Source organism: Actinoplanes regularis (assembly GCF_900188005.1).
Classification (GTDB): domain Bacteria; phylum Actinomycetota; class Actinomycetes; order Mycobacteriales; family Micromonosporaceae; genus Actinoplanes; species Actinoplanes regularis.
On sequence record NZ_FZNR01000005.1, the window covers coordinates 241300 to 259636 of the forward strand.

At 70.8% G+C, this 18337-nt stretch carries 17 protein-coding genes; 9 read left to right on the forward strand and 8 right to left on the reverse strand.

Annotated elements, in window-relative coordinates:
- The first annotated feature begins 39 nt into the window (after positions 1-39).
- The 4 genes from CHC09_RS16150 (at position 40) to CHC09_RS16165 (ending at position 4536) form a co-directional block, all read left to right on the forward strand.
- Entirely contained in the window at positions 40-1218 is a 1179-nt protein-coding gene (locus CHC09_RS16150) for an ROK family transcriptional regulator (protein WP_089293922.1), read from the forward strand.
- A gap of 191 nt (positions 1219-1409) precedes the next feature.
- Positions 1410-2096 (forward strand): PAS domain S-box protein, encoded by a 687-nt coding sequence (locus CHC09_RS16155; RefSeq protein ID WP_089293923.1) that lies wholly within the window; start codon positions 1410-1412, stop codon positions 2094-2096.
- A 107-nt stretch (positions 2097-2203) separates the two neighbouring features.
- The gene (locus tag CHC09_RS16160; RefSeq protein ID WP_089293924.1) at positions 2204-4102 is read left to right on the forward strand and encodes a hybrid sensor histidine kinase/response regulator; all 1899 of its coding nucleotides are present in this window, start codon (positions 2204-2206) and stop codon (positions 4100-4102) included.
- 11 nt (positions 4103-4113) lie between these two features.
- Positions 4114-4536: a response regulator gene (locus CHC09_RS16165; protein WP_179277126.1), complete on the forward strand. Its 423-nt coding sequence runs from the start codon at positions 4114-4116 to the stop codon at positions 4534-4536.
- 13 nt (positions 4537-4549) lie between these two features.
- Here CHC09_RS16165 and CHC09_RS16170 read toward each other — a convergent pair whose 3' ends face one another.
- The 4 genes from CHC09_RS16170 to CHC09_RS16185 all read right to left on the reverse strand — a co-directional run bounded on the left by CHC09_RS16170 (position 4550) and on the right by CHC09_RS16185 (position 8656).
- Entirely contained in the window at positions 4550-6181 is a 1632-nt protein-coding gene (locus CHC09_RS16170) for a SpoIIE family protein phosphatase (RefSeq protein WP_089293926.1), read from the reverse strand.
- Positions 6182-6350: 169 nt separating this feature from the next.
- Positions 6351-7031: a response regulator transcription factor gene (locus tag CHC09_RS16175; RefSeq protein ID WP_179277127.1), complete on the reverse strand. Its 681-nt coding sequence runs from the start codon at positions 7029-7031 to the stop codon at positions 6351-6353.
- A 191-nt stretch (positions 7032-7222) separates the two neighbouring features.
- Positions 7223-7867, reverse strand: coding sequence for a cupredoxin domain-containing protein (locus tag CHC09_RS16180; RefSeq protein ID WP_089293927.1), 645 nt, complete (start codon positions 7865-7867; stop codon positions 7223-7225).
- Positions 7868-7879: 12 nt separating this feature from the next.
- Positions 7880-8656, reverse strand: coding sequence for a hypothetical protein (locus CHC09_RS16185; RefSeq protein ID WP_089293928.1), 777 nt, complete (start codon positions 8654-8656; stop codon positions 7880-7882).
- A 213-nt stretch (positions 8657-8869) separates the two neighbouring features.
- On the opposite strand from CHC09_RS16185, the gene CHC09_RS16190 reads away from it, so the two are divergent.
- From CHC09_RS16190 to CHC09_RS16205, 4 genes are read left to right on the forward strand one after another with little or no spacing between them, the layout of a single operon-like run.
- Positions 8870-10081: a cytochrome P450 gene (locus CHC09_RS16190; RefSeq protein WP_089293929.1), complete on the forward strand. Its 1212-nt coding sequence runs from the start codon at positions 8870-8872 to the stop codon at positions 10079-10081.
- Positions 10078-11421, forward strand: coding sequence for a hypothetical protein (locus tag CHC09_RS16195; RefSeq protein WP_089293930.1), 1344 nt, complete (start codon positions 10078-10080; stop codon positions 11419-11421). The genes CHC09_RS16190 and CHC09_RS16195 overlap by 4 nt, the downstream gene beginning before the upstream one ends.
- 17 nt (positions 11422-11438) lie before the next feature.
- Positions 11439-12830: a Dyp-type peroxidase gene (locus tag CHC09_RS16200; RefSeq protein WP_089293931.1), complete on the forward strand. Its 1392-nt coding sequence runs from the start codon at positions 11439-11441 to the stop codon at positions 12828-12830.
- Positions 12831-12854: 24 nt separating this feature from the next.
- Positions 12855-13607: a glutathione S-transferase C-terminal domain-containing protein gene (locus CHC09_RS16205; protein ID WP_089293932.1), complete on the forward strand. Its 753-nt coding sequence runs from the start codon at positions 12855-12857 to the stop codon at positions 13605-13607.
- Between the two features lie 66 nt (positions 13608-13673).
- Here CHC09_RS16205 and CHC09_RS16210 read toward each other — a convergent pair whose 3' ends face one another.
- The 4 genes from CHC09_RS16210 to CHC09_RS16225 form a co-directional block, all read right to left on the reverse strand.
- The gene (locus tag CHC09_RS16210; RefSeq protein WP_089293933.1) at positions 13674-14486 is read right to left on the reverse strand and encodes a hypothetical protein; all 813 of its coding nucleotides are present in this window, start codon (positions 14484-14486) and stop codon (positions 13674-13676) included.
- 129 nt (positions 14487-14615) lie between these two features.
- A complete protein-coding gene (locus CHC09_RS16215; protein ID WP_089293934.1) occupies positions 14616-14978 on the reverse strand; it encodes a hypothetical protein in 363 nt (120 codons plus the stop codon).
- A gap of 146 nt (positions 14979-15124) precedes the next feature.
- Entirely contained in the window at positions 15125-16414 is a 1290-nt protein-coding gene (locus tag CHC09_RS16220) for an NtaA/DmoA family FMN-dependent monooxygenase (protein ID WP_089293935.1), read from the reverse strand.
- Positions 16415-16841: 427 nt separating this feature from the next.
- Entirely contained in the window at positions 16842-17723 is an 882-nt protein-coding gene (locus CHC09_RS16225) for a PhzF family phenazine biosynthesis protein (protein WP_089293936.1), read from the reverse strand.
- Positions 17724-17816: 93 nt separating this feature from the next.
- Here CHC09_RS16225 and CHC09_RS16230 point away from each other — a divergent pair, with 93 nt between their 5' ends.
- Positions 17817-18302, forward strand: a complete 486-nt coding sequence (locus CHC09_RS16230; protein ID WP_089293937.1) for an Lrp/AsnC family transcriptional regulator — start codon at positions 17817-17819, stop codon at positions 18300-18302.
- Positions 18303-18337: the final 35 nt, after the last annotated feature.

The following is an 18337-nucleotide window of genomic DNA, read 5'->3' on the forward strand; positions in this document are numbered from 1 at the left end:
CCTGAGAGCAGCGGGCAGGCGAAATGGGGACGGTACGTAATGGCACGTCGGGAAACGCCCGCGGCGGGGCCGGGCAGTCGTGCCCTGGTCGTGGACGTCATCCGCTCGGCGGTCTCGATCAGCCGGGTGGAGCTCGCCGAGCGCACCAACCTCACTCAGCCGTCGATCTCCAACATCGTCCGTGACCTGATCGCCGACGGGATCGTCCACGAGACCGGCTCGACCGGCTCGGTGCGCGGCAAGCCACGTCAACTGCTCGCCATCACCCCCGCCACCCGCTTCGGCGTCGGCTTCCAGCTCGGCCCGGAGACGGTGACCTGTGTGGCCATCGATCTGACCGGTGGGGTGGTTGGCCGCGAGGTCGTCCCGCTCGACGACACGGACCTGAGCGATCAGCTGGCCGAGCGCTTCGACGATTTCCTGCTCGGCCTGGACCTGCCCCGGGACCGGATCGAGGGCCTGGCGGTCGTGGCACCGGCCGCCCCGCCCAGCGACCGCACGGGCCCTCCGGAGTGGGCCGCGGTCCGGGGGAGGCTCGCCGAACGGCTGGGCATCCCGGTCCTGGTCGAGAACGACGCGGCCGCCGCGGCACTCGGCGAGTTCTGGACCCGGCGGGTCTCCCGCGAGCAGGCGTTCGGCAGCGTGTACCTGTCCGCCGGGGTCGGCGCCGGACTGGTCTTCGGTGGTGCGTTGTTCCGGGGTGCGAGCTTCGACGCCGGGGAGCTCGGCCACATGTCGATCATGTACGACGGACGACCGTGCCCGTGCGGCAACCGCGGCTGCGTCGAGCGGTACGCCTCGATGACCGCCACCGTCGACGCGGCCCGCGCCGCTGGACTGGCTATCGAGCAGAAGACGGTCTTCAGCGCGTACGACGCGATCGCGCACGCCGCGGTCAGCGGCGACCCGGACGCCTTCGCCGTGGTCGACCAGGCCGCCGGCTACCTGAGCGTGGCCGTCACCTCCATGGTGAACCTGCTCGACCTGGGCCGGGTGGTGCTGACCGGGCCGGGCATGGCCATCGCCGGCTCGATCTACGCCCGCAGGCTGCGCGCCCATCTGGCCGCCACCGCCCACGCCCGGCACCGCCACGAGATCGTCGTCGAGTTGTCCGCCCAGCCCCGTGACGCGGCCGGCATCGGCGCGGCGGCCCTGGTCGTGCAGGCGTCGATCGCGCCCGGCCACACCACCGGCATGCCCGGGGCCGACCGGGCCTGAGCACCGGCGTTCCGATGGTGGACGTCAGCCGCCGGCCGGGAACGCCTGACCGGTTGCCGTTCCACTGCTTGTGCGGCCGAAAGCTACCGGGCTAGCCTATTTTCCACGAAGTATTAGATACTCGGTGGAAGGCATTGTTTCATGGTCATTATGACGACCCTGCTAATAGGACACCACTGGCGGTTTCAAATATGAACACGCCCGGCGAACATCAGGAACTACCCGTCGGCGAGGCGAGATTATCGGAGGCGTCCACGCCGGTCACCGGGGAGGATGCCCGACTCGCGAATATTGTACGTTGGTCGCACGACGCGATTGTCAGCGAGACGCTCGACGGCGTGGTGACGACGTGGAATCACGCGGCCGAACAGCTCTACGGATATCACGCCGAGGAGATCATCGGGAAGCGCGCCCAGCAACTCTATCCACACTGGTGCCAGGCCCGCGAGGCGGTCGTCCTGCGTCAGCTCGCCGCCGGCGAACGACTCGACCAGTACGTGACCGAGCGGATCCGCCGCGACGGGAGCACGATCACGGTCCGGTTGAGCGTCTCTCCCATCCCCGACGACACCGGCAAGATCGTCGGTGTCTCCGCCATCGCCCGTGGTGTCCCCGCCGGAGTCCCCGCGGCGCGCCAGGTTCCGAAACCGGCCCCGGAGTCGGTGGAGGCGAACCCCGCGCAGCGCGTTTTGTCCCCCCGCGCGAGCCACGAACTGCGGACCCCGCTGCAGGCCGTCATCGGATTCACCGGCACCCTGCTGCTCCGGCTTCCCGGCCCGCTCAATGACGAACAGGTCCGTCAACTCGAGCTCGTGCAGGAGAGCGCCCGACAGTTGTTGACGCTGATCAATGACATGTCGCGCCCCGCCGAGAGTTGATCAACGAATCACCTGGAAAGAGATGTACCCCGATCGGGCGATAGCTGATGCGTCTCGCCCGTGGATAGGGTGTCGGTCTGTCGACGTGGTCGGGTGGTGTACAAACCATGGCGCCTTGGCAACTCGCCGCATTGGCCAACGCGATTATCCTCGCGGCATATCTGGCGATCTCATTCGCGATCGGACGAGGACTCTGGCGAACCCGGCAATGGCGCAATAATCCACTCGGCCTGGCGACCGCCGCGATCTTCTTCAGCTGCGCGGTGCACCACGGCTCGCATACCGTACATCTGCTGCTTCCCTACCTGGGCTGGGGAACGCATTCGGGGATGGCCATGCGGCATGCGTTCGGATCGAGCTTCACCGTCGGCTGGGACCTGGTGACCGCCGTGGTCGCGGTCTGGTACTGGACGTTGCGCGGCCGCTTCCCGGCGCTGGTGCGCGGTGCGGCGGTCTTCGAGGATCTCCGGCTGCGACAGGCGGCGGAGGCGACGCTGCGTGCCAGCGAGGAGCGTTACCGCGGAATCGTGGAGACGACCAGCGAGGGCGTGGTCCTCCTCGACGGCGACGGGAGGATCAGCTACGCCAACAGCCGATTCGCCGCCATGCTGGAACTTCCGGTCGATGAACTGCCGGGCACGGCCGCGGTGGACCTGGTGGTCGAGGCCGACCGGCCCACCGCCGAGCGGGCGCTGACCGGGCTCTCGGCGGGCGCGACCCACCGGCTCGAACTGAGGCTGCAACGCTACGGCGGCCAGGTCCTGTGCGCCCAGATCGCCCTGACGGCGCGCGCCGACGGCGACGACGGCGTCCTCGCGATGGTCGCCGACGTGACCGAACAGAAGAACGTCGAGGCGCAGCTTCGCCAGGCGCAGAAGCTCGACGCGGTGGGCCAGCTCGCCGGCGGGGTGGCCCACGACTTCAACAACCTGCTGACCGTCATCGACGGGTACGCGGCTCTGCTGATGGCCCGGGCCGACGAGGCGTCTGCCCGGGATCTCGCCATGATCCGGGAAGCGGCGACGCGGGCCGGCGCCCTGACCCGGCAGTTGCTGGCCTTCTCCCGGACCCAGAGCGCCAAGGAACGGGTGGTCGACATCGTGGGTCTCGTCGCGGGACTCGAGGAGATGCTGCACCGGCTCATCCGCGAGGACATCGAGCTGGTGGTGACGACCACGACGGCGCCGTTGCCGGTACGGGCCGATCCGGTCCAGCTGGAACAGGTGATCGTCAACCTGGCCGTCAACGCCCGCGACGCGATGCCCGACGGTGGCACGCTGACCATCACCACCGACCGCGTCGACGTCGACGACGAGCGCGCCGCTCAGCTCGGCGGCCGGCCCGGGGAGTACGTCCTGGTCACCGTCACCGACGACGGTTGCGGCATGTCGGCGGAGGTGGCCGCCCACATCTTCGAACCGTTCTTCACCACGAAGGAGCTGGGCAAGGGTACGGGCCTGGGGATGTCCACGGTGTACGGAATAGTGACCCAGTCGGGCGGTCACATCCAGGTGCACTCGAAGCCGGCCGAGGGCACCGTGGTCGAGGTGCACCTGCCGATGACGAGCGCGTCGCCCGCCGGCCTCCCGGTCGCGCCCGCACCGCAGCGGCTGGCCACGGGGAGCGAGACGGTCCTGTTCATCGAGGACGACCCGGCCGTACGCGCGCTCACCGAACGGGTCCTGCGAACCGCCGGATACCGCGTCCTGACCGGTGCCAACGGCCGCCAGGCGCTGGCGATCGTGCAGGAGAACCCCGGCATCGACCTGCTGGTCACCGACGTCATCATGCCGGGCATGAACGGCGGGCAACTGGCCAAACGGATCACCGCCCAGCTCCCGGGCCTGCCCGTGATCTTCACTTCCGCGCACACCCGCGGCGTGCTCACGCTCACGCGAGACGATCCGACGGTCGCGTTCCTGGAAAAGCCGTACACGGCCACCGGCATCACGCAGAAGGTCCGCGCCGTTCTGGACGCCCGCGCCAATGTGGCGGCAACGAGTTGAGGGGAAGCCCCGTGCCATTCGACCAGCCCTGGGACGCCGGCAGCACCGCAATCGCCGGGACCGTGCTCTACATCGATGACAGTGCCATCAACACCCTGCTCGTCGAACGGATCCTCAGCAGTCGCCCGGCGGTGGTGTTCGACTCCGCGCCGGACGGCCGTTCCGGCCTGGATCGGGCCACACGGCTGAACCCGGATCTGGTGCTGCTCGACCTCACCCTGCCCGACATCAGCGGTGAGCAGGTACTCACCCGGCTGCGCGCCGACCCGGCCACGCGCGCCATCCCGGTCATCGTGGTCAGCGGCGAAACCGATCCCTCGGTCCATCAACGGCTGCGGGACCAGGGCGTAGAACATCACCTGACCAAGCCGTACGAGATCAATGATCTGCTCCGGCTCGTGGACGCCTCTCTGGAGGCGGGCCGGCAACCTTGACCCGGGTGTCGCCCTACGTGGACGTCCAGAGGACGGCGACGCAGACGTCGTCGTCGGGGGAGTTGCCTCCGAGCATCTCCACGACGATCCGTTCCGCCAGGTCCTGGGCGTCCGGCGGCTGATCCACCTGGTCGGCCGCGACTTCGTTGAACACCTTCGTGACCGCGTACGGCAGGCGTCGCGCGCCGGCCGCCATCGGCCCGTCGTGGCAGTCGATCACGCCGTCGGTGTAGGCGCACAGCACCGAGCCCGGGGGCATGGTCAGGTGTTGCCGGGCGAACTCCGCGTCCGCGAAGATCCCCAGCGCCGGTCCCCGTCTCTGCAGCGGCACTGCCTTCGGGTCGCCGTCACTGCCGGGGACGACCACCAGGGGCAGGGGGTGACCGGCGTTCGCGACGCACAGGCATTCGGTGTCCGGATCGTAGACCGCGACGACGGCGGTGACGAACATGTCGCCCTCGAAAGTGCCGGTCAGCAGCCGGTTGAGCCGGGTCAGCAGGCGTGCCGGGTCGGGATCCTCGAAAGCGTACGCACGCAGCGCCGCGAGGACCGAGGAGGTGACGGCGACCGCCGGCTGATCATGACCGGCCACCTCACCCACCGACAGCAGGACCCGACCTCCGGCGATCTGCTGTACGTCGCACCAGCCGTTGCCGATGTCCAGCCGTTCCGGGGCGGCCAGGTAGATCGCACCGAGTCCGACGCCGGCGACCGTCGGCAGCTTCCTGGGCAACACGGCCTGGTGGAACGAGTCGACAGCGCGGCGCTCGGCGAGCCATCGCCCCTGCACGTTCAGGTTGTTGCGCTGGGCGCGGCGGATCTCGGTCACGTCCTGGGCGACGCCCCACACGATCGGGGCCGACTCGCCGGGCTGCCGCGCCTGGGTGTCCGTTCTGCAGGAGACGATCAACTCGTGGACCACGCCGTCCAGGTCCGCGATGCGTACCTCGGTGATTCTGGGTTCGCCGGCCCGGCGGGTGTCTTCGGAGAGGGCCACCAGCTTGGCGAGATCCTCGGGGTGCACGTGCTGCCGCAACTGCTCGAGGCGCACGCTGGTGGAGGGCAGCCGGAGCAGATCGGACAGGCCGGTCGACAGCACGATCATGCCGGCGTCCGGGTCGAGGTCCCACGTGCCGGACCGGGTGAGCCGGTGCGTCTCGGCCAGCCGCTCGGCGAGGCCCTCGGCGAATCGGTGCCACCGCGCCGGCAGATCATCCACCGGCGGCTCCGGCTGCGGGCCGAACCCGGCCTCACTGATCGCGTCGCCGGCCCCGGCGGCCGAACCGAGCAGGGCGTCGATGGTCGCCAGCACCATGCCGGGCTGCGCCGGCTTGAAGATCACATCTCGGACCCCGCAGGCACGGGCCATCGGCTCGATCTCGTCCTGGCCGTAGTGCGCGGTGCTGAACGCTATCGGAATGTGGCTGGTCGCCGGCTGGCTGCGCAGCATCCGGGCCAGTTCGTAGCCGTCCAGATTGGGCATCATGACATCGGTGATCACCGCATCCGGCAGGCGCCGGCGAGCGAGCGCCAGCGCGGTGTCGCCATCCGCGGCCTCGTAGGCCTGGTGCCCCCGGTACCCCAGCAACGTACGCATGAAGTCCCGGCTGATCGGATCGTCATCGACAACCAGCACAGTCGACATCGGTCTCCAATCACGGTGTCAAGCACAGCGTGGGAAGTTTCAATGAACACCGTCAGGATGAGCTATCCCGCCCCCGGAAATCGGACTCACTGTCCGTTCCGCCGACACGAACCGGCGATCATCGATCGGCTTCGCCCCGGCCGCGAGTCGGACTCATCGCTGGCCGTGCTCATCGCTGGCCGCTGGTGGTCTCCGTGACGCCGCCGAGGCCCGCTTCCCGGGCGCGGACGATCGCTTCGGCGCGGTCCGCGACGTGCAGCTTGGCGAAGACGTTGGAGATGTGATTGCGTACCGTCTTAGGGCTCAAGCGCAGGTGGCGGGCCAGATAGGCGTTGTTGCGGCCCTGCGCGACCAACTCCAGGATCTCGCGTTCGCGGGCGGTGAGGACCGGGAACGCCCCCGGCGCGCGGTCGGATCGATCGGCGGCGAAGAAGGCGAAGATCCGCGCCGCGATGGCCGGACTGGTGATGAACTCGCCCTGGGCCACCGCCTGCACGGCGCGGACGAGTTCGGCGGCCCCGGACTCTTTGAGCAGGTAGCCCCGGGCGCCGGCGCGGATGGCGGCCCAGACCGTGTCACCGTCGGCGACCATGGTGAACACCAGCACCGTGACGTTCGGGTGCTCGCGGGTGATCCGCCGGGTGGCCTCGATGCCGCCGACACCCGGCATCCGTAGATCCATTATCACGACGTCCGGCTGCTCCCGCGCCGCGACGCAGATCGCGTCGTCGCTGTCGCCGACCTCGCCGATCACCTCGATGCCGTCCACCGTCTCGAGCAGCGCTCGTACGCCGGCTCGGACGGTGGGGTGGTCGTCTGCGACCAGTACGCGGATAGGTTCAGTCGCCATCGCGGTACGTCCCTTCGCGGATCGGCAGTCGCGTGTGTACCGCGGATGCCGCGGGCAGGACGGCCGGACGGTGGGCCATGGGTGTCTCGCTCGAGTCCGTACGGGCGATTTCCCGATGATCCCAGGCTGCCCCCGCCGCCCGGCCATGTCACGCCCCGCCGCCCAGCTCAGGCTTGGACCGGGCGGTTTGATCACTCGTGCGAGGGAGCGGGGAGCCCGGTCGGCAGGGACTCGTCGGTGACGGTGATGCCGGGTGCGGCGACGACGGCGAAGTAGACGGTCTGTCCGGTGACGATCTCCAGTTCTTCCGGCTCGACCCGGTCTCCCTCGATGGTGACCACGTGGCCCCGGCTCAGCTGGGCGAGCCAGCGTTCCCGGCCCCGTGGCCTGCTGACGTCCGGGTCGCGGACCACGATCCGGCCGCGCAGCCCGCTGCCGTTGGCGTCGATCCAGGTGTAGTGACCGGGGTTGCCGAAGACGTGGGTGTACCCGGACTGCTCGCGCAGCGACCCGGAGTCGATGGGGCCGTCGCCGTGGATCTCGAAGGGGACTCCGGCGTGGTGGTCGTGCCAGAGAACCACGTCGCCGGCCGTGACGGTGAGCTCTGCCGGGTTGGCGGTGAATCCGTCGGTGCTCCAGCGGACGGCGACATTGTGCTGGGTGATCTCGTCCGAGCGGAGGGGCTGGTCGCCGGTGACGGTGACGCGGAACGGCCGGTCGGTGCCGAGGCCGCGCGGGCCGGCCCGGGTGATGGCGTACCGGTGCTCGCCCGGCTGCGCGAACCGCAGGCTGTAGCAGTCGAACGGGCCGAGGGACCGGCTGTCCAGTTCGTACACGGTGAAGCCCTCCTAGAGCGGGGAGAAGCCGATGGCGAGCACCAGCGCGCTGTTGTCGTCGACACGGGCGGTGACCTGGTCGAGCCGGATGGCGAGGGCCGGCACGATCTCCAGCCGCTGCGGCTGCCGGTAGATCGGGAAGGCGCGGCCCGCCACGAGCGGCTGCAGAAGGCGGCCGAGCAGGCCGGTCGCGGCGGCCACGCTGATCGTCGCGGTGATCGCGGCGACCACGACGGCCAGGAACGGGCCGATGCCCGGCACCAGTGCGACGGCGGCCGTCGCGGCCGTGCCGATCGCGGCGAACAGGGCGTTCGCGGCCGGGCCGAGCTGCAGTACGGGTACCCCCTGGACCACGACCGCGACGTTCCACACCTCGGCATCGAGGGTGACGGCCGGGGACAGCTCGGCGGTGCCGCGGACGAAATCGGTCACCGACACCGGGATCCGGATGGTGGGCCAGTCGATGTCGATCGCCGGCGTACAGATGCGGCCGATGACCGGCACGTCGAAACAGACCCGCGGGATGTGCTCCTCGGGCAGCACCGAGCCGATGTCGAACTCGAACGACAGGGACAGCGCGTAGTCGACGCGCAGGTCGGTGATCCGTACCGTGGCCGGCGGGTTCAGGTCCAGGCCGCCGCCGGTGAGCGTGGCGTCCAGCCGGTACGTGACGTCCAGCGGCCCCAGCTTCGCGGTGCCGTCGACCGTCTGGTGCCCGGTTCCGGCGAGCACGGTACCGAGCAGACTGCCCGCATCGGTCTCGCCGACGGTCACGACGATCTCGGACATGATTCGGACCTCCCATCGTCCGACCGGGTCGGGACAGGCTCATGGTCGGCCGCCGCGCGTCCCGATCGGCAGGGTGCACGGTCCCGGCCACCTCCGGGATGGCGGCGCGCTGAAACACGGGCTGCGGCTGTCCCGGCCACGACCGGGGCGCTGGTCCCTGCCGGTCGGGCCGCCGGGCGGGCGACGCTGCCGGAATCCGAGAGGAGCGCACCCATGGCACTGGCCACCAACGCGACCCTGATCCGCGCGATAGGCAGGCCGTTGCGCCGTTTCGCACCCATTCTCTCGGTCGCCGGGATCGTGGTGGTCACCAGGTACGACGACGTCCGAGAGGTGCTGGAACGCGACGAGGACTTCACCATCGCCGAGATCAACAGTGCCCCGATGGACCGGATCAACGGCCCGTTCATCCTCAGCATGGACCGCTCCACGCACTATTCGCGGGAGCGGTCGATCCTGCAGAGCTGCGTACAGCCGCAGGATCCGGCCCGGATCCGCTCGACCGTCCGGGCCGTCACGGCGGAACTGCTCGCGAGGCGGCCCCGCGGCCGGCTCGACGTGGTGCAGGATCTCGCCCGCCCCGCGGCGCTGCGGCTGGCCGGTGACTACTTCGGCCTTCCGGGGCCGGACCCGGTGACGATGATGCGCTGGACGCGGGCGCTGTTCCGCGAGGCGTTCCTGAACTCGGGCGGCGACCGCGACGCCCGCCGTGCCGCCCTGCACGCCGCCGCCGAGTTCCACGCGTACGCCGACGAACTGATCGCCAGGCGCCTGGCGATGCTGTCCACCGGGACCCCGGCACCGGACGACTTCCTCACCCGGCTGATCCGGCTGCGCGACGACCCGCGCACGCGGCTGAGCCCCGAGGGCATCCGGCGTACCCTCGGCGGGGTCGTGGTCGGAGCGATCGAGCCGACCTCGAAGGTCACCGCGCAGGCCGTCGAGCGGCTCCTGCGGCACGGTTGCGCGCTACGCCGGGCCAGGGACGCGGCGCTCGACGGCGACACGGATCTCGTCCGCCGGTATGCCCTCGAGGCGCAGCGCTTCAACCCGCTCACGGCCGCGGTGGTCCGGCACACGGCCCGCGACACCGTACTGGCCGCCGGCACGCCCCGTCAGCGCCGGATCCCGGCCGGCCGCAAGGTGTACGCCGCCCTGCTGCCGGCGATGTTCGACCCGGCCGCCTTCCCCGACCCGGGCAGCCTGCGCGGTGACCGCCCGGCCTCCCGGTACCTGTCCGACGGGCACGGGCTGCACCGCTGCTTCGGCCGGTACGTCAACGACGTCCAGGTGACCGAGCTGATCGCGGCCCTGCTGCGCCTGGACGGCCTGCGCCCGGCACCCGGACGGCCGGGCCGCATCCGCTACGACGGCCCGTTCCCGGACCGTCTGCTCGTCGAGTTCGGACAGGGGAGGGCGGCATGAGACAGTCCGCTTTCACGATTCTCACCGACATCAAGCCGGGCCACGTCGACGCCGTCACCCGCCTGCTCGACCGGATCGACGCGGACCGCGGCCGGGACCCGCTCGGCTTCGACCGGCTCGGCACGGTCCACTTCGCGAGCCTGAGCATCCTGCCCGGTAGCGCGGGCCCGGACGACGATCGGGCCTCGCTGGTGTTCGAGGGCAACATCGACGGTCCGACGGCCCGGTTCCTGCGACAGCTGCGGGACCTCGCCGACGGCACGGTCGACGAGATCTACCGGCACTGTGCGGGGCATCCCGGCGAGAGCGGCTTCGACCTGGTGCGGTACCTCACGGCGCACGACATCGGCACGAACGTGTTCTACGTCGCCCGGCCCGGCCGCTCGGTCGGCGAGGTCCGGCGCGAGGACCGCCTGCGTACCCGGATCCGGGAATTTCTCGACGGCCCGGAGGGTGCGGCCCTGCGCGGGCAGTCGCCCGGACTGGTCCACGCGGCGATCGTCGCGTACGTCCGCGGCCGTCGCGACCTGGCCTGGGCGCTCGACCCCGCACCGGTGCCCTTCCTGGTCAGAAACGGACGCTGGATCGCCGGACTGGCCGTGGCCCCGGCGGCGCTGGGCCTGCTCCTGCTGATCGGCAGGGCCCCCCACCAGCACGGTGCCCGGCTCGCCCTGCTGGCGGTCGCCGCCGGTGCGGCGGCCGTGGCCGGCCGGCTGCGGTCCGCCGAGAAACGCGACGACGAGCACGACCGGAAGCGTTCGCCGACCTGGCAGGCGGCCTTCGCCGCGGTCAGCGGGCGGATCTCCGAGGTCCGCGAGTTCGAGGACCGGGGCGACCAGAACCATCTGGCCAGCGTCGCGGAGATCAAGCCGGGCCGGTTCCGGCGCATCACGCTGCGCGCGGTGCTCGCCGCCGTCCAGGCCCGGGCCCGGCTCGTGGACAACCGCGGCAGCCTCGGCGGCATCTCCTCGATCCACTTCGCCCGGTGGACCATGACTCCGGACGGCCGCCGGTTGATCTTCCTGAGCAACTACGACGGCAGCTGGGAGAGCTACCTCAACGAGTTCATCGACCTGGCCTCCGGTGGCCTTACCGCCGTGTGGACCAACACCGACAACGCCGTCGGTTTCCCCGCCACCCGCTGGCTGACCAGCGACGGCGCCCGCGATGAAGCCCGCTTCAAAGCCTTCGCACGGTACGGGATGGTGCGCACCCGGGTCTGGTACAGCGCCTACCCCCACCTGTCCGTGCCGAACATCGCCAACAACATGGCCATCCGGCGCGACCTCGGATTTCTCCTCGGACCCGACGAGACCCGGACCTGGCTGCGGCGGCTCTAGACGGAAGGGCAGGCGATATGACGCCACTGGAGAAGGCCGACGTGCAGGGACTGGTGGTCAGCGGATACGCCCGGATGCATCACGCCCGCTACGTGATGCTCCGGGTGAACACCCCGACCGCCGCCCGGCGACGGCTGGTCGACCTGGCCGAACGACTGACGACCGCCGAGCGGGCGGAGTGGTCCGGCTGCGTGAACGTCGCGTTCACCGGCACCGGCCTCGCGGCTCTCGGACTACGCGCGGACGAACTGGACACGTTCGCCGCGCCGTTCCGCGAGGGCATGGTGCTGCCGCACCGGCAGCGTCTGCTCGGCGACACCGGCTCCAGCGCGCCGTCACGCTGGCAGTGGGGCCATCCGGGCAGGACCGGCGCGAGCGCCGGCCGGCTGCACGTGCTGCTGTTGCTGTTCGCCGCGGACCAGCCGGACCTGCAGGCGCTCGACGAGGACGTCGTCGGCCGCCTGACCGTGGGCGGGGCCTTCGAGGTCGTCCACACGCTGAACCCCGAACCGCTGCCCGGCACCCAGTCGCTCGGCGGGAAGTTCGGGGTCGAGCACTTCGGCTTCGCCGACGGGATGTCCCAGCCGGTGATCGCCGGAACCGGCCAGGAGACCGGGCTGGGCGGCGACGAGGCGCGCCGCCAGGTCGTCGCGACCGGTGAGTTCGTCCTCGGGTACGCCAACGGGTACGGCAGGGTGACACCGTCGCCGACGGTCGCCGGCGCCGACTTCGGGCGCAACGGCACGTACCTCGTCGTCCGGCAGCTCGCCCAGGACGTGGCCGGCTTCAACCGCTACCTGGCCGAGGCGACCGGCGACGACACCGGCGTCCGCCGGGACGAGGCCATCGAGCGGCTCGCCGCCAAGCTGGTCGGCCGCTGGCGCAGCGGCACGTCCCTGGTCCGCTCACCACACCGCGACGACGTGGACCTGGCCGAGGACAACGGTTTCGGGTTCGCCGAGGTCGACCCGGACGGCGAGCGCTGCCCGATCGGCGCGCACACCCGCCGGGCCAACCCCCGCGACGGCCAGGGCGACGACGCCCACCGGTCGATCGAACTCGCCAACCTGCACCGCATCGTCCGGCGCGGGCGGGTGTACGGCCCCGCCCCGCGGGACCCGTTCACCGACGACGGCCGCGACCGCGGGCTGATCTTCATCTGCGTCAACGCGAACATCGACCGCCAATTCGAGTTCATCCAGCACACCTGGCTGAACAACCGGCACTTCGGCGGCCTCTACGACGAGCAGGACCCGCTGCTGGGCGCGGGCGGCACCTTCACCGTCCCGCAGGAACCGTTCGCCGGCCGGATCCACGGCATCCCGAACTTCGTCACCACCCGGGGCGGCGCCTACTTCTTCCTGCCCGGCGTGGCCGCGCTGCGCTGTCTCGGCCTACTGAGCCGATGACCGACCCGATCGGAGAACACGCCCGTGCCCGACCTGCGACTGATCACCTTCCCGCCCAGCCTGGACTGTGAGTTCAGCCGGTTCCTGCTCACCCACTACGGCATCGCGTACGAGGAGCGCCGGCACGCCTTCGGGTACACGACCCTGACCACCCTGCGGCACGGCTGCACGCTGCGCTTCCCGCTGCTGTACGACGGGACGCTGCGGCTGGACCGGGTGCAGCGGATCGTCGAGCACTTCGACGCACGCTGCCCACCCGAGCGCCGGCTGCTCGACGGCGACGGCTTCGGTGCCGACTGGAGACTGTTCAACAGCACGCTCGGCGGCGCCACCACCGTCCTCGCCTACTACCACCTGCTGCCCGAACGCAGCGTGATGGTCGGGCCGCTCAGCTCGGGCACCCCGGCCCGCGAGGCCGCCGCGGTCCGGCGCGCGTATCCGGCGTTCGCGACCGTGTTGCGGATCCTGCTCCGGCTGACCGACGCGCGGGAACAGGCCGCGCGACGCACCATCCGTTCCGTTCTGGACGACGTGGACCGGCGCCTCGCCGACGGCCGCCGCTACCTGACCGGAGACCGCTTCACCCTGGCCGACATGGCGTTCGCGGTCGCCGCCGCACCGGTCGTCTGGCCCGACGAGTACGGCGGCGCCGTGCCCGACCTGGCCGACACCCCGCCCCCGCTGCGCGCGATGATCGACGAGTCCCGCCGGCGCCCCTCGGGCCGCCACGCCCTCCGCGTGTTCCGTGAGCGACGCCCGGCCCCGCCGACTTCCTGACCCGCGTTCGAAGATCGAGAAAGGGGCGATCCCACCGGGTGCGCCGGCGATCCTGCTTCCTTCGCGTCAGGCGGGCCCGGCAACCGCGGTCACGGAAGAGGGACTCTCGGTCGGGTAGAGCGCCCACCGCCGTGCGTTGCGAGCCCGGGCGAGGAACACCGGGACCCCGGTGGGCCTGACGGTCTGGTACGAGAACGCGCCGGTCACGTCGTCCTCGAGGAAGCCGTGGTAGTAGTCGGCGGGCACCGGAATGAACGCCGTCGTGTCGGCGGCGCTCGGCGGCTCGGCGAAGACGGTGACGATCGCGCCGTCGGGCACCGCGGCGCGGACCGCGGCCAGGTCCCCGGCCGGCGGCACCAGCGCCCACCGTCGTGTGGCCTTGCCGGTGATCTCCAACAGCGCCAGGTCAGCACCGGCCGCGCCGGCAAGCCGGCCGACCCGCTGCCAGAACCCGTCGTCGGCCGGTTCGAGGTCGGCCGCCGCCGGAAGGGCCGGCATGCCCAACGGGGCAACCAGCGGAACCCGACCGGACCCAGTGTTCCTGATCCGCAGGTCGACGCCGATCTCGGCCACCCGCCGGCGGACCTGCTCACGGATCTGCCAGACGCCGACCAGCAGGAGCGCGAGCCCGGCCAGCCGCACGCCGGCCTGGATCGCGTCCCAGACCAGCCGGGTCGCGATCCCGTCCCGGGTGCTGTCCGAGGAGGTATTTCCGAACCGGACCACGAACGAGGTGACGATGGCCAGTTGCCACGCCTGGACCGCCCAGTGCACCGTCGGGTCCCCGGCCCCGCCGCTGATCGGGGCCAGCATGTCGCGGGTGCGCCTGCGCCACCAGAAGTAGCCACCGATGTAGGCCAGAGTCAGCACCTCGTTCACATGATCAAGACTGCGCAACCTACGGACAGGACCACGCCCGCGTCAATTCCTCTGCCACCGAGCTTGATATCGGACTAATTGCGGTGCCCGCCGGCTCTGGTGCCGACGGGCATCCCGACAGTGGGGAGATCAGTATTCGTAGTGTCCGTTCGGCTCACGGACCCCCTGCTCGTACCCGTAGACGTCGTTGCTGACCTGGCCGGAGTAGTTCATTCCGTTGAGGAGACCGTCCATGCCTGACCCGCCGCCCGGGGTCGGCGACGAGACGCCGGACCGTCCTGAGGAGTTGCGCAGGATATCGCTGACGTCACCCAGTTCGTGGGCGGTGGCCATTTGCGCGTTGAGCTGCTGCATCCACGCCGGCTGGTTGCCGTATCCGGGCTGGTACGGGTCGCTGCCGAGGGCGGTCGCGGCCTGCGCGCCGGCCGCCGGGAAGCCCAGCAGGAAAGCGGCGGCCAGTACGCAAGCGCCGGCTGCAATACGGAACTTCATCGCGTTCTCCTCAGTTCTCGGGCTATCGCCTCAGATACCCGGTTCGAGAGCGCGAACGTCCGGATAGTTCCAAAGCTCCCTCTTGAGGGTGAGGTCACGCCTCCTCGGCGTCCCTGACGCGTCAGCCGCCGCGGTCCGGCTCCACCTCAGCTCAAATCGCCGGAGGGCCGCGCCAGCCCGAGGTTCTCGCGCAGTGTCGGGCCCCGGTAGTCCTCCTTGACGATGCCTCGCCGTCGCAGCTCGTGCAGCAGCCCGTTGACCACGAAGTCATGCTGCACGTCGTCGGCCAGCCCGCCGAGCGACAGCACGTCCAGCACCCCGGCCTCGAACCGCTCCTGCACCGCGTCCGCGAGTTGCTCCGGGGTGCCGGCCGCGGACCAGTGCCCGGTGTCCTGCGCCGCTTGGATCAGCTCGCGCAACGTCCGCCGCTCGCGGATCAGCCGGCTGAAGATCTCCGCCCGCCCCCGCCGGCGGTTGATCGCGGAGATGTCCGGCAGCAGGCTCTCCGGCAGCGGCTCGTCCAGCTTCGCCTCGGACAGGTCCAGGCCACCGCCGAGCATGTCGGCGACCAGGCCCCGCCCCTTCTCGTAGTCGATCGCCTCCAGCCGCTCCCGCACCAGCCGCTGGGCTTCCGCCTCGGTGGCGCCGAAGGTCGCATGGAAAGAGCTGAAGATCAACGGCAGATCGGGGGTACGCCCATGAGCCGCGGCCTGTCCACGAATCCGGTCGGTGAATTCGTGGGCGTCGGCGAGCGTTGGCAACGCCGTGAAGACGACCTCGGCGTAGCGGGCGCCGAGCGCGATGCCCGCCGTGGATTGGCCGGCTTGGATCAGCACGGGCCGCCCCTGTGGCAGGGGCGGGATGTTGATCGGGCCCTCGACGGAGAAGTACTCCCCGTGGTGCCGGATCGGCTCGACGAGCTCGGGGTCCAGCACCGCCTGGCCGTCCGGCCCGGCCCGCAGCGCGCCCGGCCGCCAACTGTCCCACAGCTTGTGCACGACCTCGAGCGTCTCGGCGGCGCGGGCGTATCGCTGCTCGGGCGACGGCAGCTCACCCGGCCCGAAGTTCTGCTCGCCGATCGACGAGGTGACCAGGTTCCAGGCGGCCCGTCCGTTGCTGACGTGATCCAGGGTCCCGAAGAGCCGGGCCAGGTTGAACGGGTGGTGGAACGTCGTGGAGACGGTCGCGATCAGTCCCGCCTTCGAGGTGACCTGGCTGAGCGCGGCCACGAAGATCAGCGGCTCCTGTGCGCCGATCGTGCCCTGTGCGCCGAAGACCAGCAGGTCCGGCACGAACAGCGCGTCGATCCGGGCCGCCTCGGCACGTTCGGCGACGATCTTCGCGGTGGCGAGGGTGGACTGTCGTGGGTCCAGGGCCAGCTCGTACGGGCCGGGGTGGCCGCCGGCGCCGGCGATGGTGGCAAGGGTGCGCTTCATCGAACCTCCAGGACGGGCCCATTCCGTACCGTGCCGAAGCCGATCGGCGTCCGGACTATAACCCTTATTTCCCATGTGTATAATAGGTTATTGGCGTGAGTGTGCTCGATGTCATCGGCAACACACTTCGACGACGGCTGGCTGCGCCGGGCCGGCTTCCCCGCCCGCCGGCCCCGGGAGACATCCTCGGCGCGGTGCCGACCGCCGGGATCACCGGCGCGGCGCCCGGCGCACCGCTGCGGGACTTCGTCCAGCGCTGCCGACGGTCGGCACCGGCGAGCCGGCCTCGGAAGCCCTCCTGCGTACGCCCATCGCCGCCACCGGCTCGCCGTCCCGACCGACGGCCGCATCACCGGCCTGATCACCCGCACCGCCCTGGAAACGGCCGGCGGCGAAGCGGCGGGCGGAGAACCCGCACCCGCGGTGTTCAGGCCAGGCGGAGTTCGCCGTGGGCGGTGATCACACCGGAGCCGGAGATCCGCACCCGGTCGCCGGTCACGTCGATCCGGATCCGGCTGGGGTGGCCGAGCCGGTGGCCCTGCTCGATCAGGACGGGAGCATCGGCCGGTACTCGGCCCGACCGGACGAGGGCCACGGCGAGCGGGCCCGCCGCGGTGCCGGTCGCCGGATCCTCCGCGATGCCCACGGTGGGATTGAAGAACCGGGTGTACGCGGCCGCCCCGTCGCCGCCCGCGGTGGTGTAGAGATAGCAGCCCTCGCCGCCGGCCTCGGCCAGCAGCGCGGCGAGGGCGCGGCTGTCCGCTTCCGCCGCGTCGACCGCCTCGCGCGTGGCGAACGGGACGAGCAGGTGGGCGGCGCCGGTGGACACCACCTGGGCGGTGGCCTCCCGGGACAGGTGACTCGGTTCGAGTCCGAGCGCGGCGGCCAGCCGCTCGTCGTCGGTGAATTTCTCGCCGAAGTGGGGGACGCCCTGATCCATGATGATGCGGGCCGGCTCGCCCGGCGTCTGCCGGACCTCGACGGCGAGGACCTCGGATCCGATCCGCTGGTGCATCGTGACGACCGGTTGATCGCCGGTCAGGCCCTGGTCGGCGAGCCAGAGCCAGGCGCCCAGGGCGTTGTGCCCGGCACCGTCCACCTCGACTCCGGCCGGGGTGAACGAGCGCAGCCACCGGTCGACGCCTGCTTCGCCGGGCCGCAGCAGGAAGGTGGTCTCGGACTGGTTGAACTCACGGGCGATCGCCCGCATCTGCGGCACGGTCAGGTCGTCGGCGTCCGGAACGACCGCGAGAGGGTTGCCGGTCAGCGGGCGCTCAGCGAACACATCCACAAGGGAGAAGCGGGTCATGGCCTCCAGTCTTGACCGCGACTCATCGGGACGGCAGAACGCTTTTGCGGAAGTCGTCGCCGCAGGCCGCTGAATCTGCGGCAATATGGCCGGATGACGAACGACAGGTCCCTCCGGGAGCTGGATACAGTGGATCACGCATTGCTGGCGGCGGTGCAGCGGGACGGCCGCGCGACTCTCGCGGAGCTGGCCGACGCCATCCAGCTGAGCGTGTCGGCAACCCGCGCGCGGCTGCGGGCGCTGGAGCAGAACCGTGTCATCACCTCGTACGCCGCCCGCGTCGACGCCGAGGCGCTCGGTTACGCGTTGCGGGCGGTGGTCCGGATGAAGGTGCACGGCTCGCTCTACGACAAGGTCGCGTCCGTACTGGAAAGACGCCCCCAGATCGTGCGGTGCCTGCGGGTCACCGGCGAGTCCTGCTATCTCATGGAGATCGTCGCCACCGGCATGAAGGATCTCGAAGCGATCACCTCGGACCTGGCCCGGATCGGTTCGATCACCACCGACCTGGTGTACGAGATCGTGGCGGACAAGCCGACACCCCCGCTGCCCGGCGAACAGGCCGCGGTTCCGCGCTGACCGGTCTTCGTCTCGTGAGTCCGCGTTATTCGGTT

What these genes read in the sequence shown, in the direction of transcription:
- CHC09_RS16195 (WP_089293930.1), top strand. Translation starts at nt 10,078, where the DNA reads ATGAGACAGTCCGCTTTCACGATTCTCACCGACATCAAGCCGGGCCAC.
- CHC09_RS16160 (WP_089293924.1), top strand. Translation starts at nt 2,204, where the DNA reads ATGGCGCCTTGGCAACTCGCCGCATTGGCCAACGCGATTATCCTCGCG.
- CHC09_RS16190 (WP_089293929.1), top strand. Translation starts at nt 8,870, where the DNA reads ATGGCACTGGCCACCAACGCGACCCTGATCCGCGCGATAGGCAGGCCG.
- CHC09_RS16200 (WP_089293931.1), top strand. Translation starts at nt 11,439, where the DNA reads ATGACGCCACTGGAGAAGGCCGACGTGCAGGGACTGGTGGTCAGCGGA.
- CHC09_RS16230 (WP_089293937.1), top strand. Translation starts at nt 17,817, where the DNA reads ATGACGAACGACAGGTCCCTCCGGGAGCTGGATACAGTGGATCACGCA.
- CHC09_RS16225 (WP_089293936.1), bottom strand. Translation starts at nt 17,723, where the DNA reads ATGACCCGCTTCTCCCTTGTGGATGTGTTCGCTGAGCGCCCGCTGACC.
- CHC09_RS16215 (WP_089293934.1), bottom strand. Translation starts at nt 14,978, where the DNA reads ATGAAGTTCCGTATTGCAGCCGGCGCTTGCGTACTGGCCGCCGCTTTC.
- CHC09_RS16150 (WP_089293922.1), top strand. Translation starts at nt 40, where the DNA reads ATGGCACGTCGGGAAACGCCCGCGGCGGGGCCGGGCAGTCGTGCCCTG.
- CHC09_RS16170 (WP_089293926.1), bottom strand. Translation starts at nt 6,181, where the DNA reads ATGTCGACTGTGCTGGTTGTCGATGACGATCCGATCAGCCGGGACTTC.
- CHC09_RS16220 (WP_089293935.1), bottom strand. Translation starts at nt 16,414, where the DNA reads ATGAAGCGCACCCTTGCCACCATCGCCGGCGCCGGCGGCCACCCCGGC.
- CHC09_RS16155 (WP_089293923.1), top strand. Translation starts at nt 1,410, where the DNA reads ATGAACACGCCCGGCGAACATCAGGAACTACCCGTCGGCGAGGCGAGA.
- CHC09_RS16175 (WP_179277127.1), bottom strand. Translation starts at nt 7,031, where the DNA reads ATGGCGACTGAACCTATCCGCGTACTGGTCGCAGACGACCACCCCACC.
- CHC09_RS16185 (WP_089293928.1), bottom strand. Translation starts at nt 8,656, where the DNA reads ATGTCCGAGATCGTCGTGACCGTCGGCGAGACCGATGCGGGCAGTCTG.